Origin of the sequence: Mitsuaria sp. WAJ17 (assembly GCF_014174515.1) — a bacterium.
Classification (GTDB): Bacteria; Pseudomonadota; Gammaproteobacteria; order Burkholderiales; family Burkholderiaceae_C; genus Roseateles_B.
In genome coordinates this window covers 1-15362 of sequence record NZ_JACJUG010000039.1, presented here as the reverse complement: position 1 = coordinate 15362, position 15362 = coordinate 1, and the positions used below count along the sequence as shown (strand labels likewise).

The 15362-nt window shown below is 69.3% G+C and carries 12 protein-coding genes; 8 read left to right on the top strand and 4 right to left on the bottom strand.

The window, feature by feature from the left end; translation table 11 throughout:
* Positions 1-10 precede the first annotated feature (10 nt).
* On the bottom strand, positions 11-1522 hold the full coding sequence (locus H5407_RS21490) for an amidohydrolase family protein (protein ID WP_183106548.1): 1512 nt from the start codon (positions 1520-1522) through the stop codon (positions 11-13).
* 146 nt (positions 1523-1668) lie between these two features.
* Between H5407_RS21490 and H5407_RS21485 the strand changes: the two genes are divergently transcribed.
* Genes H5407_RS21485 through H5407_RS21450 form a run of 8 tightly spaced genes read left to right on the top strand, consistent with a single transcriptional unit; the run spans position 1669 to position 13459 of the window.
* Entirely contained in the window at positions 1669-3663 is a 1995-nt protein-coding gene (locus tag H5407_RS21485) for a DNA topoisomerase IV subunit B (protein ID WP_183106547.1), read from the top strand.
* A 34-nt stretch (positions 3664-3697) separates the two neighbouring features.
* A complete protein-coding gene (locus H5407_RS21480) occupies positions 3698-4750 on the top strand; it encodes a histone deacetylase family protein (RefSeq protein ID WP_183106546.1) in 1053 nt (350 codons plus the stop codon).
* A gap of 5 nt (positions 4751-4755) precedes the next feature.
* Complete coding sequence (locus H5407_RS21475) at positions 4756-5298, top strand: GNAT family N-acetyltransferase (RefSeq protein WP_183106545.1); 543 nt, start codon at positions 4756-4758, stop codon at positions 5296-5298.
* On the top strand, positions 5295-5987 hold the full coding sequence (locus tag H5407_RS21470) for a lytic transglycosylase domain-containing protein (RefSeq protein WP_310737685.1): 693 nt from the start codon (positions 5295-5297) through the stop codon (positions 5985-5987). Before H5407_RS21475 ends, H5407_RS21470 begins: the two co-directional genes overlap by 4 nt.
* A 36-nt stretch (positions 5988-6023) precedes the next feature.
* The gene (gene parC, locus H5407_RS21465) at positions 6024-8390 is read left to right on the top strand and encodes a DNA topoisomerase IV subunit A (protein WP_183106544.1); all 2367 of its coding nucleotides are present in this window, start codon (positions 6024-6026) and stop codon (positions 8388-8390) included.
* Between the two features lie 31 nt (positions 8391-8421).
* Complete coding sequence (locus H5407_RS21460; protein ID WP_255501381.1) at positions 8422-9846, top strand: hypothetical protein; 1425 nt, start codon at positions 8422-8424, stop codon at positions 9844-9846.
* Entirely contained in the window at positions 9843-10628 is a 786-nt protein-coding gene (locus H5407_RS21455) for a hypothetical protein (RefSeq protein WP_183106543.1), read from the top strand. Before H5407_RS21460 ends, H5407_RS21455 begins: the two co-directional genes overlap by 4 nt.
* A complete protein-coding gene (locus H5407_RS21450; protein WP_183106542.1) occupies positions 10628-13459 on the top strand; it encodes an ATP-binding protein in 2832 nt (943 codons plus the stop codon). The genes H5407_RS21455 and H5407_RS21450 overlap by 1 nt, the downstream gene beginning before the upstream one ends.
* 56 nt (positions 13460-13515) lie before the next feature.
* Here the strand turns inward: H5407_RS21450 and H5407_RS21445 are convergent, their stop codons facing one another.
* The 3 genes from H5407_RS21445 to H5407_RS21435 form a co-directional block, all read right to left on the bottom strand.
* Complete coding sequence (locus H5407_RS21445) at positions 13516-14274, bottom strand: MgtC/SapB family protein (RefSeq protein ID WP_183106541.1); 759 nt, start codon at positions 14272-14274, stop codon at positions 13516-13518.
* A gap of 104 nt (positions 14275-14378) precedes the next feature.
* Entirely contained in the window at positions 14379-14855 is a 477-nt protein-coding gene (locus tag H5407_RS21440; protein ID WP_183106540.1) for a DUF2269 domain-containing protein, read from the bottom strand.
* Positions 14848-15219: a DoxX-like family protein gene (locus H5407_RS21435; RefSeq protein WP_183106539.1), complete on the bottom strand. Its 372-nt coding sequence runs from the start codon at positions 15217-15219 to the stop codon at positions 14848-14850. The genes H5407_RS21440 and H5407_RS21435 overlap by 8 nt, the downstream gene beginning before the upstream one ends.
* Positions 15220-15362: the final 143 nt, after the last annotated feature.

Genomic DNA, 15362 nt, shown 5'->3' with positions numbered 1-15362 from the left:
TGTAGCGGGCTCAGCGCCGCTTCGCTGTCCCCTGACGGACTGCCGCAGCACTGCGTGGGGAATTCCCGGCGGCACTGCCGGCGCTGGTCTTGCGTGCTGCGGCGGCAGTCTTGCTGCCGCCCTTGCCGCCGGCCTTGGCGCTGCCCGTCTTCTTGCCCTTGACCGGCTTGGCGGCCTTGGCGGCCACGGCCGTGGCCTCGGTGCTGGCATCGCTGGCCTCGGCCACGCTGTCCAGCTGGGTCAGCAGCCGGCCCTGCTTGACGCGCATGAGCGGCCTGTCGAGGGTGCGCAGGTCGTCAAGGGGGTTGCTCACCAGCACCAGGAAGCTGGCCTCGCAGCCCTCCTCGAAGCAGGCCAGGCGGCGCTTGGGGAAGAGGGCGCGCGGGGTGCTGATGCTGGCCATCTTCAGCAGCTCGGCCGGGCTGAAGACCTCCAGGCCGGCCAGGTGGTGAAGCTCGGCGAGCGAGGTGCCAGGGAAGTTGTCCGAGCCCAGCAGCAGCTGGGCACCGGCGGCCTTGAGCAGGCGCAGGTTCTCGGCCAGCACGGCGCGCAGGGCCTGGCGCTGCGCGTCGCTCATGGGAAAGAGCGTGTTGGCCACCGTGGCCGTCAGCACCTGGGTCTTGTGGCTGGCGGCGCGGGCGGCGCTTGCCTCGTCCAGGCGGAAACGCTCCGGGCCGTCCCCGAAAGCCGCGAAATAGCCGGGCACATGGCCGATCTGGTCCACGCCGGCCTCCAGGGCGGCCCGGAAATCGGCCGCGGTTTCCACATGGGCGCTGACGGGGAGCTTGTCCTTGTGCGCCAAACGTACGAGTGCGGCGGCGGTCTCCGGGCTGAGACCCAGTCGACCCAGGGCGGTCGGGTCGCCGCGCAGCTCGGGCCGGTCGCTGTAGGCCAGGATGATCTTGAGCCAGTCCGTCTTGCGCGGCGCCACCAGGGGCCACTTCTGCTGGGCCTGCTCGGGGGAATCGACCAGCAGCAGCTGCCGGTCCGCGAAGTCGCTGACCTGGCGCGGCGGCTGGCCCTCGGCCACGGGCTGGGCCAGCAGCGGGGCCAGGGGGTGGCCGTCCGGACTGGTGATGCAGGCGGTGGTGAAGCTCACGTCCACGCTGTCCGGCTGGCCGAGCTTGGGGCGGGCGCTGGCGATGCTGTCGGGGTCGCCGCACTGCATGGCGGCATAGAAGACGCCGTCCTGCAGGTAGCGCTGGCCGAAGGTCTGCACCCCCCAGCCGCTCTGGAGGTTGTGGTTGTTGGCCTCGGCCAGGGGCGGGATCAGGTACTGGTCCCGCAGCTCCAGGCGGCGGTGGATGCGCTTGGGGCGGGCCTTGGTGAACTTGCCATCGACGACGTAGAGCGTGCCCTTCTGAAAGCCCTGGCCGTCGAACCAGCGGGCGTTGTGCAGCTCCATGGCCAGGGGTGCGCTGGCCTTGAAGGGCTGGGGTTGGCCACTGGCAGGCGCAACGGCGGGCTGGCCCTGGGCGGTGGCGCCCAGGGCCAGGGAAGTCATCAGGACGGAAATTCGCAAGGCGTACTGCAAGAGAGAAGGCCCCCGGGCTTCAGCAAAGTGGCGGATGCTACGCCGGAAATAGGCCCTTCGGCTCAAGTCAGGCTTGGGGATTCCCCCGCCCGCAGTTGCCGGATCGGTGCCAGCGCCTCCCTACAATCGCCGCCATGGCAAGCAAAGCAGTCTCCTCCGCCTCCGCCTCGCCCTCCGGCTATGGCGAGGCCTCCATCCGCGTCCTCAAGGGCCTGGAGCCCGTCAAGCAGCGCCCGGGCATGTACACCCGGACGGACAACCCCCTGCACATCATCCAGGAGGTGATCGACAACGCCGCCGACGAGGCCCTGGCCGGCTTCGGCCGCCGCATCGACCTCACCCAGCACACCGACGGCTCCATCACCATCGAGGACGACGGCCGCGGCATCCCCTTCGGCCTGCACCCGGAAGAGGGCGTGCCGGTGGTGGAGATCGTCTTCACCCGGTTGCATGCGGGCGGCAAGTTCGACAAGGGCTCCGGCGGCGCCTACAGCTTTTCCGGCGGCCTGCACGGCGTGGGCGTCAGCGTGACCAATGCCCTGGCCAAGCGCCTGGAGGTGACGGTCTGGCGCGAGAAGCAGGTGGCGCGCCTGGCCTTCGAGGCGGGCGACGTGGTGGAGCCGGTCACTGTGCGCCCCGCGGCCAGCGGCGACCGCAAGCAGGGCACGACGGTGCGCGTCTGGCCCGATGCCAAGTACTTCGAGAGCCCCGACCTGCCCCGGGCCGAGCTGGTGCACCTGCTGCGCTCCAAGGCTGTGCTGATGCCTGGCGTCACGGTGACGCTCAAGCAGGAGAAAACCGGCGAGGTGCAGACCTGGGCCTACAAGGGCGGCCTGCGTGACTACCTCATGCAGACGCTCAACAGCGATCCCCTGATTCCGCTGTTCGAGGGCGAGCAGTACGCCAGCAAGGCCGAGACCGAGAACTTCGCCGAGGGCGAGGGCGCCGCCTGGTGCGTGGCCTTCACCGAGGAGGGTCAGGTCATGCGCGAAAGCTATGTCAACCTGATCCCGACGGTGGCGGGCGGCACGCACGAGTCTGGCCTCAAGGACGGCCTCTTTGGCGCCATCAAGAGCTTCATCGAAATGCACAGCCTGCTGCCCAAGGGCGTCAAGCTGATGCCGGACGATGTCTTCTCGCGCGCCAGCTTCGTGCTCTCTGCCAAGGTGCTGGACCCGCAGTTTCAGGGCCAGACCAAGGAGCGCCTGAACTCGCGTGACGCCCTGCGCCTCGTGTCCGCCTTCGTCAAGCCGCAGCTGGAGCTGTGGCTCAACCAGCACGTGGAGCACGGCAAGAAGCTGGCCGAGCTGGTCATCAAGCAGGCCCAGACCCGCCAGCGCGCCAGCCAGAAGGTCGAGAAGCGCAAGGGCTCCGGCGTGGCCGTGCTGCCCGGCAAGCTGACCGACTGCGAAAGTCGCGACCTGCTGCACAACGAACTCTTCCTGGTGGAGGGCGACTCCGCCGGCGGCTCAGCAAAGATGGGCCGCAACAAGGAAACCCAGGCCATCCTGCCCCTGCGCGGCAAGGTGCTCAATGCCTGGGAGGTCGAGCGCGATCTGCTCTTCAAGAACAACGAGATCCACGACATCTCGGTGGCCATCGGCGTGGATCCGCACGGCCCCAACGACAGCCCGGATCTCAGCAATCTGCGCTACGGCAAGGTCTGCATCCTGTCCGACGCTGACGTCGATGGCTCCCACATCCAGGTCCTGCTGCTGACGCTGTTCTTCCGCCACTTCCCCAAGCTGGTCGAGACCGGGCATATCTACGTGGCGCGCCCGCCGCTGTTCCGCGTGGACGCCCCGGCCCGCGGCAAGAAGCCTGCCGCCAAGATCTATGCCCTGGACGAAGGCGAGTTGACCGCCACCCTGGACAAGCTGCGCAAGGAAGGCGCCCGAGAGAACAGCTGGACCATCAGCCGCTTCAAGGGCCTGGGCGAGATGAGCGCCGAGCAGCTCTGGGACACCACGCTGAACCCCGAGACCCGCCGCCTGATGCAGGTCGCCTACGGCATGTTCGACTTTGCCGCCACCGAGGGTGCCATCAACAAGCTGATGGGCAAGGGCGAGGCCGCCTCGCGCCGCGAGCTGATGGAGCTGCATGGCGACTCGGTCGAAGTCGATATCTGAGCCTCAACGGTCCACGCCATCCCTGGGAAGCCGCATGAAGATCGTCTACAACGAGCGCCACGCCGAGCATGCCGCGAAGAAGGAGTTCTTCCGCGGCCAGTTGGTGGACGCCTTCGAGATCCCGGCCCGCGCCGACTACGTGCTGCAGGCCCTGCAGGCCAGCGAACTTGGACCTTTCGTGCCCGTGGTGGACCACGGCCGCGCGCCGCTGGAGCGGGTGCATGCTCCGGCCTATCTGCGTTTCATCGAGGGGGCCTACGCCGAGTGGCAGGCCCTGGGCGGGCAGGGCGAGGCCTTTCCGGCCGTCTGGCCCATCCGCAGCCTGCGCAGTGATGTAGAGCCCAGGAGCTTCGCCGCCCGCATGGGCCTGTACTCGATGGACAGCGGCTCCCCGCTCACCGCCGGCACCTGGGCTGCCGCTTACTGGGGCGCCCAGGCCAGCCTGACCGCGCTGGACCTGGTGCTCGCCGGCGAGCGTTCGGCTTACTGCCTGACCCGCCCGCCCGGTCACCACGCCGGCGCTGACTTCTTCGGCGGCTACTGCTTTGTCAACAACGCCGCCGTGGCCGCCCAGGCCGCGCGCGATGCCGGCCGCCAGCGCGTGGCCATCCTGGACGTCGACTACCACCACGGCAACGGCACTCAGGCCATCTTCTACGGTCGCGAGGATGTCTTCTTCCTGAGCATCCATGGCGATCCTCAGACCGAATACCCCTTCTTCCTGGGCCATGCCGACGAGCGCGGCGCCGGGGCAGGGGAGGGCTTCAATGCCAACTACCCGCTGCCCGCGGGCTCCAGCAACGAGCAGTGGTTCGAGGCCTTCGAGAAGGCGCTGGTGCAGCTCAACGCCTATGCACCGGAGCTGCTGATCGTCTCGCTGGGCGTGGACACCTACGGCGGCGACCCCATCTCGCATTTCCAGCTGGACGAGCCCGAGTTCCGCCGCATGGGCCAGAGCCTGGCCTCGCTGCAGCTGCCCACGCTCTTCCTGCAGGAGGGCGGTTATGCCACCGCCGCCATCGGCCGCAATGTGCAGGCCGTGCTGGGCGGCTTTGAATCCACGGCCCAGGGCCAGCCCGGGGTCTGAGCGCCATGACCGGCCTGCCGCGCGTGCACCTGCGCCCCACCATGCTTTCGGACCTGGACTTCGTCGTCTCGGTCGAGCGTGATGCGGCCAACCTGCCCTTCATCACGCCCTGGGAGCGCACTCAGCACGAGGGCGCCATCCGCTTCCCGGATTCGCGCCATTTCATCGTCGAATGGGGCTCGCAGGACCAGGCGCAGGCCGCCGGCTTCGTCATCCTGCAGGGCTGCCGCAATCCGCACCGCTCGGTGGAGCTGAAGCGCATGGTGCTGCAGCCCAAGGGCCAGGGCGTGGGCCGCGCCTGCCTGCGCCTGCTCAAGCAACTGGCCTTCCAGCAGCTGCATGCGCACCGCTTCTGGCTGGACGTGAAGGGGCTCAACACCCGCGCCCAGCAGCTCTACCTCAGCGAAGGCTTTGTCGAGGAAGGCCGGCTGCGCGAGAGCGTGCGCGTGAGCATCGAAGGCGCGGACGGCTATGACAGCCTGATCGTGATGTCCATGCTGGATCGCGAATACCAGGCCCGCCGCGCCATGAACGAGGAGTCCGCGTGAAGTGGCTGCCGGCCTTCGTGCTCCTGATGCTGGCCACGGCTGCGCAGGCGGAGCTGTGGGCCTATGTGGACAAGACCGGCGTCGCTCACTTCGCGCCCCAGCGCCTGGACGATCGCTACCAGCCGGTGATGAGCCTGGGCGCCCGCCCGCAGCGAGTGCCTGGCAAGACCGACCACGGCCGCTCCCTGCTGACCTGGCTGGAGTTCGCGCCCGAGGTCAAGGCCGTGCAGCCCTATCTGCGCGAGGCCTCGCAGCAGACCGGCGTGGACACGGAGCTGCTCAAGGCCATGATCGCGGTGGAGAGCGGCTTCAAGGCCGATGTGGTGTCCCCGCGCGGCGCCACCGGCCTCATGCAGATCACCGCCCTTGCGGCCGAACAGTACGCCACCGCGGCAGAATCCCGCCAGCCCCTCGAGCAGCGCCTGCGCGAGCCGCGCAGCAATGTGCTGATCGGCGCCCGCATGCTGGCCGACCTGATCAAGCGCTATGGCCGCATCGATGCGGCCCTGGCTGCCTGGAACGCCGGCGAATCGGCGGTCCGCAAGGCCGGTGGGCGCATGCCTCCCATCGATGAAACCCAGGCCCATGTGCAGATGGTGCTGGAGCTCTACTGGGCGCTCTTGCAGCGCAGCCAGAGCCAGCAGCTGCAGGGCATGCAATTCCACAGCGCGCCGGTCTCCCAGCAGTAGGTCTGCACCAGGCCAGCAGTCCAGGCGCCATTCCCCATGACGATGAACCAGAACTCCTTCGATTTCGACGATCCGCAATCGGCTCCCCAGCCCGCCCCCGGCGGCGGGGGCAGTGACGACGGCAACAGCCTGACCCTGGCCCACTATGCCGAGCGCGCCTATCTCGAGTACGCGCTCTCCGTGGTCAAGGGCCGCGCGCTGCCGGACGTGTGCGACGGCCAAAAGCCGGTGCAGCGCCGCATCCTGTACTCGATGGAGCGCATGGGCCTGTCCTTCACCACGGCCAGCGGCCCCAAGGCGGTCAAGAGCGCCCGCGTGGTCGGTGACGTGCTGGGCCGCTTCCACCCGCATGGCGACCAGGCCGCCTACGACGCCCTGGTGCGCATGGCCCAGGACTTCAGCCAGCGCTACCCCCTGATCGACGGCCAGGGCAACTTCGGCAGCCGCGACGGCGACGGTGCGGCCGCCATGCGTTACACGGAAGCCCGCCTCGCGCCCATCACCCGCTTGCTGCTGGACGAGATCGACGAAGGCACGGTGGACTTCGTGCCCAACTACGACGGCTCCACCCAGGAGCCCCGCCAACTGCCCGCGCGCCTGCCCTTCGTGCTGCTCAACGGCGCGTCCGGCATTGCCGTGGGCCTGGCGACGGAAGTGCCCAGCCACAACCTGCGTGAGGTGGCGGCCGCAGCCGTGGCCCTGCTGAAGAACGAGAAGCTCAGCGACGACGAACTGTTCAGCCATCTGCCCGGCCCCGACTACCCGGGCGGCGGCCAGCTGATCTCATCGCCCGAGGACATCCAGGCTGCCTACCGCAGCGGCCGCGGCTCGCTGAAGCTGCGGGCCCGCTGGAAGATCGAGGACCTGGCCCGGGGCCAGTGGCAGCTGGTCGTGACTGAGCTGCCGCATGGCACCTCCTCGCAGAAGGTGCTGGAGGAGATCGAGGAACTGACCAACCCCAAGATCAAGGCCGGCAAGAAGGCCCTGACGGCGGACCAGCAGCAGCTCAAGGCCTCCATCCTGGCGGTGCTGGACGGCGTGCGCGACGAGTCCAGCAAAGACGCCCCGGTGCGCCTGGTGTTCGAGCCCAAGAGCCGCACGGTGGAGCAGCAGGAGCTCATCACCCAGTTGCTGGCCCATACCAGCCTGGAAAGCAGCGCCTCGATCAACATGACCATGATCGGCGCGGACGGCCGCCCCACGCAGAAGAGCCTGCGCCAGATCCTCACCGAGTGGCTGGGCTACCGCATGGCCACGGTCGAGCGCCGCACCCAGCACCGCCTGGACAAGGTCCTGGACCGCATCCACGTGCTGGAGGGCCGCCAGCTCGTGCTGCTGAACATCGACGAGGTGATCCGCATCATCCGCAACAGCGACGAGCCCAAGGCCGCGCTGATCGAGCGCTTCAGGCTGTCCGACCGCCAGGCCGAGGACATCCTGGAAATCCGCCTGCGCCAGTTGGCCCGCCTGGAGGCCATCAAGATCGAGCAGGAGCTCAAGGCTCTGCGCGAGGAGCAACAGAAGTTGCAGGACATCCTGGACAACCCCAGCGTGCTCAAGCGCACCGTGGTCAAGGAGATCGAGGGCGACGCCAAGACCTATGGCGACGCGCGCCGGACCCTGATCCAGGAAGAGAAGAAGGCCGTCGCCGAGATCAAGGTGGTGGACGAACCGGTGACGGTGGTCGTTTCCATGAAGGGCTGGGTGCGGGCGCTGAAGGGGCATGAGGTCGATGCGGCCGCGCTGTCCTTCAAGTCGGGCGACCAGCTCTACGGCATCTTCCCCTGCCGCAGCGTGGACCCGCTGATCGTGTTCGGCAGCAATGGCCGCGTGTACTCGGTGCCTGTCTCGGCCCTGCCGGGCGGGCGCGGCGACGGCCAGCCCATCACCACCCTGATCGAGCTGGAGAGCGGCACGCAGATCGTCCACTACTGGGCCGCCGCCGCGGCGCAGCGTCTGGTGCTGGCCAACACCGGCGGCTTCGGCCTCATCGCGCAGGTGGGTGACCTCATCAGCCGCCAGAAGGCCGGCAAGACCTTCCTGAGTCTGGAAGGCGAGGAGAAGCCCCTGCCGCCTAGCCCCGTGCCTGGCGGCGAAGTGCTGGGCGTGCAGCTGGCCTGCCTCTCCCTCAACGGCCGCCTGCTGACCTATGCGCTCGATGAACTCAAGCACCAGCCCAAGGGCGGCCGCGGCCTGACCCTCATGGAGCTGGAGGGCAAGGACCTGCTGCTGAGCGTGGCCGCCTTCACCCAGACCCTGCAGGTGTTGGGCTCCGGCCGCGGCGGCAAGCCCAAGGAGGAGCTGCTCAAGGGCATCCACCTCGCCGCCCATGCTGGCAAGCGCGCGCGCAAGGGCAAGCCGGTCGAGGGCCTGCAGAAGGTGGCCCGCGTGCTGGCCGGCTGATCGGCGGAACTGGCCAGGGATAATCCGCGCGATGACCGATTCCCAGACCCGCGCCGCGGCCCTGCCCGAGCAGGACGCCGCGGCCGAGCGCTTTGAAGATGCCGCCGAAGCTCCACGCTTCGAGGACTACTTCCGCGAAGGCGCCGTGCCCGGCGAAGCCCTGTTGTGGTGGCAGCTGGAGCGCAACGAGCCCCTGATCCAGGCCATGCGAGCCCTGTTCCACGGGCCTGCTGCCCTGGTGCGCCTGCGCCTGTGGGTGTTCATGGAGCTGATGGCGTTGCCGGAGTCCCGCCTGCCGCGGGACACCCTCAACCGCCACTTCCACGCTCTGCGCGACGAGGCCCTGGAGCTGGTGCTCAAACGCCTGCGCGAGGCCCAGCTGCTGGCCTGGGATGGTTCCAATCAGCAGTACACCATCACGCCCCTGGCCCAGCAGCTGGTGGGCCTGCTCTCGCCGCTGACTGTGGCCGGCGAGCAGGACGCCGACCTCGCCGCGCTGCTGGCCAACGTGGCCGGCGCCCACCAACTGGGCACGCTGGACCCCGCCCAGCTGCACCACCTGCAGGCCCAGCTGGCGCGGCTCTATGACGAGTTCGCTGACGCCATCGCGAGCGGCTCTGAGTTCCATCTGCGTCGCGCCCGCCAGCGCTTCGAGCGGGCGCTCGGGCTGGTGGAGCGCGCCAGCGAGGCCCTCTCGGCCATCATCGAGCAGGCCCAGGCGGACGGCAACGCGCGCCTGGAGCGCCTGGCCCGCGAGCTGGGCCTGGCCCAGGCCCGGCTGCTGGCCATGGCCAGCCAGTTCAACCGCGCGCTGCAGCAGGTGGACCGCCAGCGCGTGACCCTGGGCTCCACCGGCATCACCACGACGGATGTGCGGCGCTGGCTGCAGAACGTGCCGTTCCTGGAGAACCTCAGCCTGGGCGCGCTTTCCCGCCCCGTGCTGCCGGTGATGGTGGCCCAGCATGAGCTGCTGGACACCTGCGAGGCCGAGTTCGAGCGCGACCGCCCCAAGCCGCCCACGCCCGAGCCCCTGCCGGCCGGCCTGGTGGCGCCCGAGGGCCAACTGGCGGTGATGAGCCTGCCAGAAGACCTGGCCGGCATGCAGACCCTGCTGGGCGTGTGGCAGTCTGAAGGCCGTGGTGCGCAAGACCTGACCCCCGCCGTGCTGGGCGGCAGCTATGCCCGCGCCGCCTACCGCGCCCAGCTGCTGCCTTTGCTCGGAGACCCCCAGGCCCAGCACCTGCAGGGCGCAACCGGTGACATGGCCCGCCAGCCCTGGCGTGTGCGCTGGTCCGTCGAGCAGGGCGAGGTCGAGGATGAATTCGTCAAGTGGATGAGCCGAGGCCATCTGCTGCCGGTGGACGAGGAGGGCCGGGTGGTCCTGCCGCCTGAGCTGCAGCCCGAGCAGCCCCCCACCGAACCCCAAGCCGCCCCCAGCCCCGCATCCGAATCATGAGCAATACCCTGGACGACGCGGCCCACCTGGCTGCGCAACTGATCGCCCGCCGCTGGCTGCCCCGCAGCCACGCCCTGGTGCGCCGCGCCCTGATCGACACCGAGCTCTGGGCCGCGCTGAACGACCGCCTGGCGGCCGTAGGCCTCAAGCTGGTCGAGAACCTCTACGCCGACCACATCACCGTGGCCATGCTGCGCCCGGCCGAGGTGGCCGTCTTCGGCGAGACCGGCCTGGCCTCCAACAACAACCTGGACCTGCCGCGCGACGGCGTGGCCCTGCTGGTGGTGCTGTGGTCCCTGATCATCCTGCCCAAGCGCCAGCGCCAGATCGCCCGTACCGAGGCGCAGGCCGAAGGGCAGGGCGAGATGTTCGCCACGGACAAGCCGCTGCCGCTGGCCTCCAGCGTGTCGCCCACGCTGTCCTACCGCAGCCTGCTGGCCGACTTCGGCAACCAGTTGGGCAAAAAGATGCGCCTGGACGCCAACCTCAAGCTGCTGGAGCGCAACGGCTTCATCACCCGCCGCGGCGAGGACATCGCCGAAGGCCCGCTGCTGGACCTGCTGCTGGACTACGACGTGCTCGCCCCGCGCGTGCTGGACGGCTCGCTGGCCGATGTGCTGGCCCGCGCCACGGACCCCCTTGCCGGTCCGGCGATCAACGCCATCATTGCCAAGCGCAACGAGCCCGAGCCCGAGCCCGAGCCCGAGCCCGAGCCCGAGCCTGAACAAGACATGAACGACGCCGCCCCCACCGCATCGGGCGACGCGCCGGAGACGCACTGATGTTTCACCTGCAATCGCTGGAACTGCTGCACTGGGACTACTGCCGCCGCGTGTCCATGCCGCTGGACGGCAACATCATCACCATCGCCGGTCCCAACGGCTCGGGCAAGACCACGCTGCTGGATGCCATGCGCACCCTGCTGGGCCTGGAATGCTCGGGCGGCCGCACCTACAAGACCTACGCCCGCCACGCCAATGCCGAGACCGCCTGGCTGCGCGCCCTGGTGGACAACCGCCCGCGCGGCCGTCAGAACAGCAGCCGGCCCTTCGCCAGCTCGCTGCTGTATGCCGACCAGGTCACCCTGGCCTGCCGCATCGAGCGCCATGGCGGTGACTGGCAGCGCCGCTACCTGCTGGTCGATGGTGTCCATGAGATCGAGTCCCTGGCCGAGCGCGCCGAGAAGGACTGGCTGGGCATCGAGGCCTGGAAGAAGCGCCTGGAGGCCGCCGGCCTGACCCGCGCCATCGGCCGCGTGCTGGCCCTGGAGCAGGGGCAGACCGACCGCCTGTGCGAGCTGAGCCCCAAGGAGCTGCTGCGCCTCGTCTTCGAGGTCTTCGGCGACCAGGAGGTGCTGGACCGCTATGACCAGGCCCGCAGCCACCAGCAGCAGCTGAGCAAGGAAGTGGAGCAGGCGGCGCATGAGCTGTCCCACACCCAGGCCCAGCTCTCCGACCTGGCCAACCGCGTCAACAGCTACCAGCAATACCAGCTGCGCCTCAAGGAGCGCGAGCGCCTGGCCACCGAGGTGGTGCCGGTGCTGCAATGGTCCGAAGGGCGGCTGCGTACGGCCCAGGCCCTGCGCGAACTGCATCGCCAGCGCCTCTTCGCCTCAGGCGACCAGCGCAATATGGCGGCCAAGCGCGCCGAGCTGCATGCGCTCTTCGAGAAACACGAGGGTGCCAAGGCCGAGCTGCAGGACCTGGAGCGCCAGCGCAAGGAGGCGCGTGCCGCCTTCGACGCCGCCCGCGAGGCCGAGCGCCCCGCCGAGCTGCTGGCCAAGCGCGAGGAGGAGCTCAAGGCGCTGTCCGCCGTCGAAGCCGATGCCAAGGAGCTGACGGCGCGTCTGGAAGACCTGGGCAACCGCCAGCATGCCTTGCGCGAGAGCTACACGCGCACCAACGACCAGTCCCGCAAGGCCCAGGCCGCCATGGACGCGCTGCAGGGCCAGCGCCTGCCGCCGCCGCCGCCCGAGGTCACGCGCTTCCGCAAGGCCCTGGACGAAGCCGGCATCGGCCACCACGTGCTGGCCGACTGCATCGACATCGCCGACGAGGCCTGGCGCGCCGCCGCCGAAGGTTTTCTGCGCCCCTCACGCTGGGTGGTGGTGCTGGAGCGCTCGGGCGACGAGTCCCGTGCCTTCGCCCTGGCCGCCAGGGAGCGCTACCGCCATTACGTGGTGGGCGACAGCGAGAACGTGCCCTCGGTGGTCCCGAAGGACAGCCTCCTGTCCGCGCTGAAGGTGAGCGCCAAGTTGCCGGGCTGGCTGATCCGCCAGCTGGGCGGCGTCCGCTGCGTCAAGGACACCGAGGCCGGTCGCGATGCCGGCGGCGAATGGATCACCCCCGACGCCTACTACCGTGACGGCCGCGGCGGCCGCAGCCTGTGGGTGGAGCCGCGTGAGTACCAGTTCGGCGTCTCCGCCCTGGATTCGCGCCGCCAGTCCCTGGAACGCGAGCTGGCCCGCTACGACGGCGAGCTGACCCGTATCGCCAAGGAGCAGGCCGAAGTCGAGCGCCAACTCAAGGATGCGCAGCGCGCCGCCCAGGGCCACAAGGCGGCGCTGGAGCTGTCCGAGCGTTCCGACGAGTTCGCCGAATGCCGCGCCCGCATGCCGGCCCTGCGCCAGGCCCGCGTGGAGGCCGCCACCCGCATGGCACAGCTGGACCAGGCGCATGACCGCGCCCTGGCCCAGGTGACGCGCAGCGAGCGCGACTATGAGTCCGCGCAAGGTTCGCTCAAGGCCAGCGAGGAGAACGTGCTGCGTGGGCAGCGCGACCAGGAAGGCCGGCTGCGCGAGCTCAAGACTGCAGCGAAGGCCTCCCGCGAGGCGCGAGCGAAGTTCCCGTCCAACTGGACCCAGCCGGCCCGCGTGGCCGCGCTGAGGGACGAGTTCGAGAACGCCAAGCAGGCCGAGATCGCCATGCGCCATGTGCAGCAGGAGCTGGACACCGGCCTCAACGCGGGCACCTGGGAGACCGACCCGGCTGTGGCCGACCGCCACACCCGCATGCACCTCTCCGTGCTGGAGCAGACCACGCAGCTGGAGGACCGCCGCGCCAGCAACGAGATGGCCCGCATCGCCGCCTTCAACGCCCGCGAGCGCTACATCGACGTGCTGCGCGCCACCGTGCGCCGCTACAAGAAGAACGTGCAGGAGCTGGGCGAGCTGGCCGGCGTGATCGCACAGGCCGAGCTGCCCCACCTGGACAATGACGACCTCGTGCTGGCCCAGGCCGGCCTGCACGTGCGCTTCAACTTCGACGGCAAGGGCGAGGTCGGCCTGAACGACGGCGAGGCCTCCGGCGGCCAGCAGGTGCTCAAGAGCCTGATCCTGCTGGTGGGCCTGATGAAGGACGACGACAGCCCCGGCGGCTTCGTCTTCATCGACGAACCCTTCGCCCACCTGGACGTGCGCAACATCCAGCTGGTCGGCCACTTCCTGCGCTCGACCCGCGCCCAGTACCTGCTGACCACGCCCATCACGCACAACGTGGAGGTCTTTGAGCCCTCGGAGATCACCCTGGTGACCAGCAAGAAGCCCCGTGGCGAGCGCTGGGCGCCGCCCATCGCGGTGCTGGCGCGGCGACCGGAGAAGTCGATCTACGACTGAGCATGAAGAAAGGGCGCCTCGGTGCCCTTTTTCCTGGCCGGGGCCCTGCCGGACCCTCAGTTGCGCGCGTGGGTCACGCGGTACTCGGCCACGCCGGGCAGTTCGCTGAGGCGGCTGGAGAAGCGGGTCAGCGTTTCGCCCCTGTAGTTGCGCTTGGCGGTGCACACGAAGCGCCATTCCTCGTGCTTGCCCATGCGCTCGATGCTCAGCGAGCCCGGCGCGAAGCGGTAGCCCAGCTGCTCGGTGAAGGTGGCCAACTCGGCCTGATTGAAGTGCCGGCCATCCACGCCGCGCACCATCACCGAGATGGCCGGGTGCGAGGGCAGGGCGGACTCCAGCTTGGCGCCCCACATCATCAGGCTGGCGCACAGCAGGGTCAGGGAGATGGCCGCGAAGTAGAAGCCCATGCCCAGCAGGATGCCGATGGCCGAGGCTGACCACAGCGAGGCCGCGGTGGTCAGCCCAGAGATGTTCATGCCTTCGCGCATGATCACGCCCGCGCACAGGAAGCCGATGCCGGTGACGACGCCCTGGATCACCCGGGTCGGGTCGGCAATCAGCGGGGCCGCGCCGCCGGCCACATGGCCGCCGAACCACTGTTGCGGGTACGCCAGCAGGATCACCACGCCCGTCGAGGCCATGCACACCAGCGCATACGTGCGCATGCCCGCCGCCCGACCGTGGAAGGCGCGCTCATAGCCGAGGATCAGCCCTAGCAGCATGGCACCCATCAGGTGCAGCAACATCAGCACATTGGCTTGCCACTGCTCGGCGGTCCAGTAGCGCAGCAGTTGGTCCAGGTCCAGCAGGCTCATGAGGTGATCTTGTCAGCGTGCAGGCAGCACCATGGCCTCACCATAGCCCTGCGTCGTGTGGCGAACAAGCCGAAGAGTGGCGAAATTGCCGCTTTGCTCACGCTTCAGAAGCTCCACTGCGGCTTGGCCACCATCAACCAGAAGATCACGGGCATGGCCGCGAAGGCCGGGTAGCCCAGCGCCTCCCACCAGCGCGCGAAGCGCCAGTAGCGCGCCGGCAGCGGTTCACGCCGTGCGAGGGCGGTCTCCGCCATGTCCCGCATGCGCAGCTGCAGCCAGACCACGGGCAGCCAGCAGCAGCCCGCCACGACATAAAGCACCAGGGCCGTGAGCAGCCAGGGCGTGTCCAGCGACCAGCCGGCGAGGTGTGCCATCCAGATCCCTGTGAGCGGCTGCACGATCACGGTGGGCGTGGTGAACCAGGTGTCCGCCTTGACGACCATGCGGCACACGGCTGCCTGCGTCTCCAGCGAGCCACTGCGGTTGGCGAAGAAGAGGTAGAAGGCCGAGCCGAAGCCCGTGCCCGCCAGCAGCACGCTGGAGATCACGTGAAGGGTCTTGAGGATCAGGTACTCATTCATGGCGCGGGGTCAGGTCTTGCAGGATCAGGAGCAGGGCGGCAATGGGCAGGTTCTTGCTCAGCGGGCCCAGCGGATGCAGCCACATCGCGGGCTGCAGCACGGAGGCGACGAGCGTCATCAGCGCCAGCAGGGCCAGGCAGGCGCGGTAGACCCAGGGCCGGTCCCAGCACCAGAGGGCCAGGCCCAGCACGGCATCGGCGGCGCTGCCGGCGACGATGGCCGCACCATGCCAGGCCGGTGGCAGCAGGGTGCCGGTGAGCAGCTCCCGGGATGCGCCCTGCCAGCCCAGCAGGCTGACCCCGGCGGTGCCCAGCCACAGGGCGATGAGGCTGGCGCGGGCCCAGCGGCGATGGTGGGGATTCATGCGGGGGCTCCCTCGAGCACCGGCAGCGGGGCGCGCCCGAGCAGGGCCTGCAGCGGCGCGGCGTCGGCAACGTTGTCGGCGCCCAGCAGGGCCAGGGTCTCGCTGCCCCAGGGCTGGCGAGGCAAGAGGTCGCCCAGCCAGGC

Coding starts and splice junctions, on each gene's coding strand:
- parC (WP_183106544.1), top strand. CDS start 6,024: ATGACGATGAACCAGAACTCCTTCGATTTCGACGATCCGCAATCGGCT.
- H5407_RS21455 (WP_183106543.1), top strand. CDS start 9,843: ATGAGCAATACCCTGGACGACGCGGCCCACCTGGCTGCGCAACTGATC.
- H5407_RS21475 (WP_183106545.1), top strand. CDS start 4,756: ATGACCGGCCTGCCGCGCGTGCACCTGCGCCCCACCATGCTTTCGGAC.
- H5407_RS21445 (WP_183106541.1), bottom strand. CDS start 14,274: ATGAGCCTGCTGGACCTGGACCAACTGCTGCGCTACTGGACCGCCGAG.
- H5407_RS21460 (WP_255501381.1), top strand. CDS start 8,422: ATGACCGATTCCCAGACCCGCGCCGCGGCCCTGCCCGAGCAGGACGCC.
- H5407_RS21440 (WP_183106540.1), bottom strand. CDS start 14,855: ATGAATGAGTACCTGATCCTCAAGACCCTTCACGTGATCTCCAGCGTG.
- H5407_RS21450 (WP_183106542.1), top strand. CDS start 10,628: ATGTTTCACCTGCAATCGCTGGAACTGCTGCACTGGGACTACTGCCGC.
- H5407_RS21485 (WP_183106547.1), top strand. CDS start 1,669: ATGGCAAGCAAAGCAGTCTCCTCCGCCTCCGCCTCGCCCTCCGGCTAT.
- H5407_RS21435 (WP_183106539.1), bottom strand. CDS start 15,219: ATGAATCCCCACCATCGCCGCTGGGCCCGCGCCAGCCTCATCGCCCTG.
- H5407_RS21480 (WP_183106546.1), top strand. CDS start 3,698: ATGAAGATCGTCTACAACGAGCGCCACGCCGAGCATGCCGCGAAGAAG.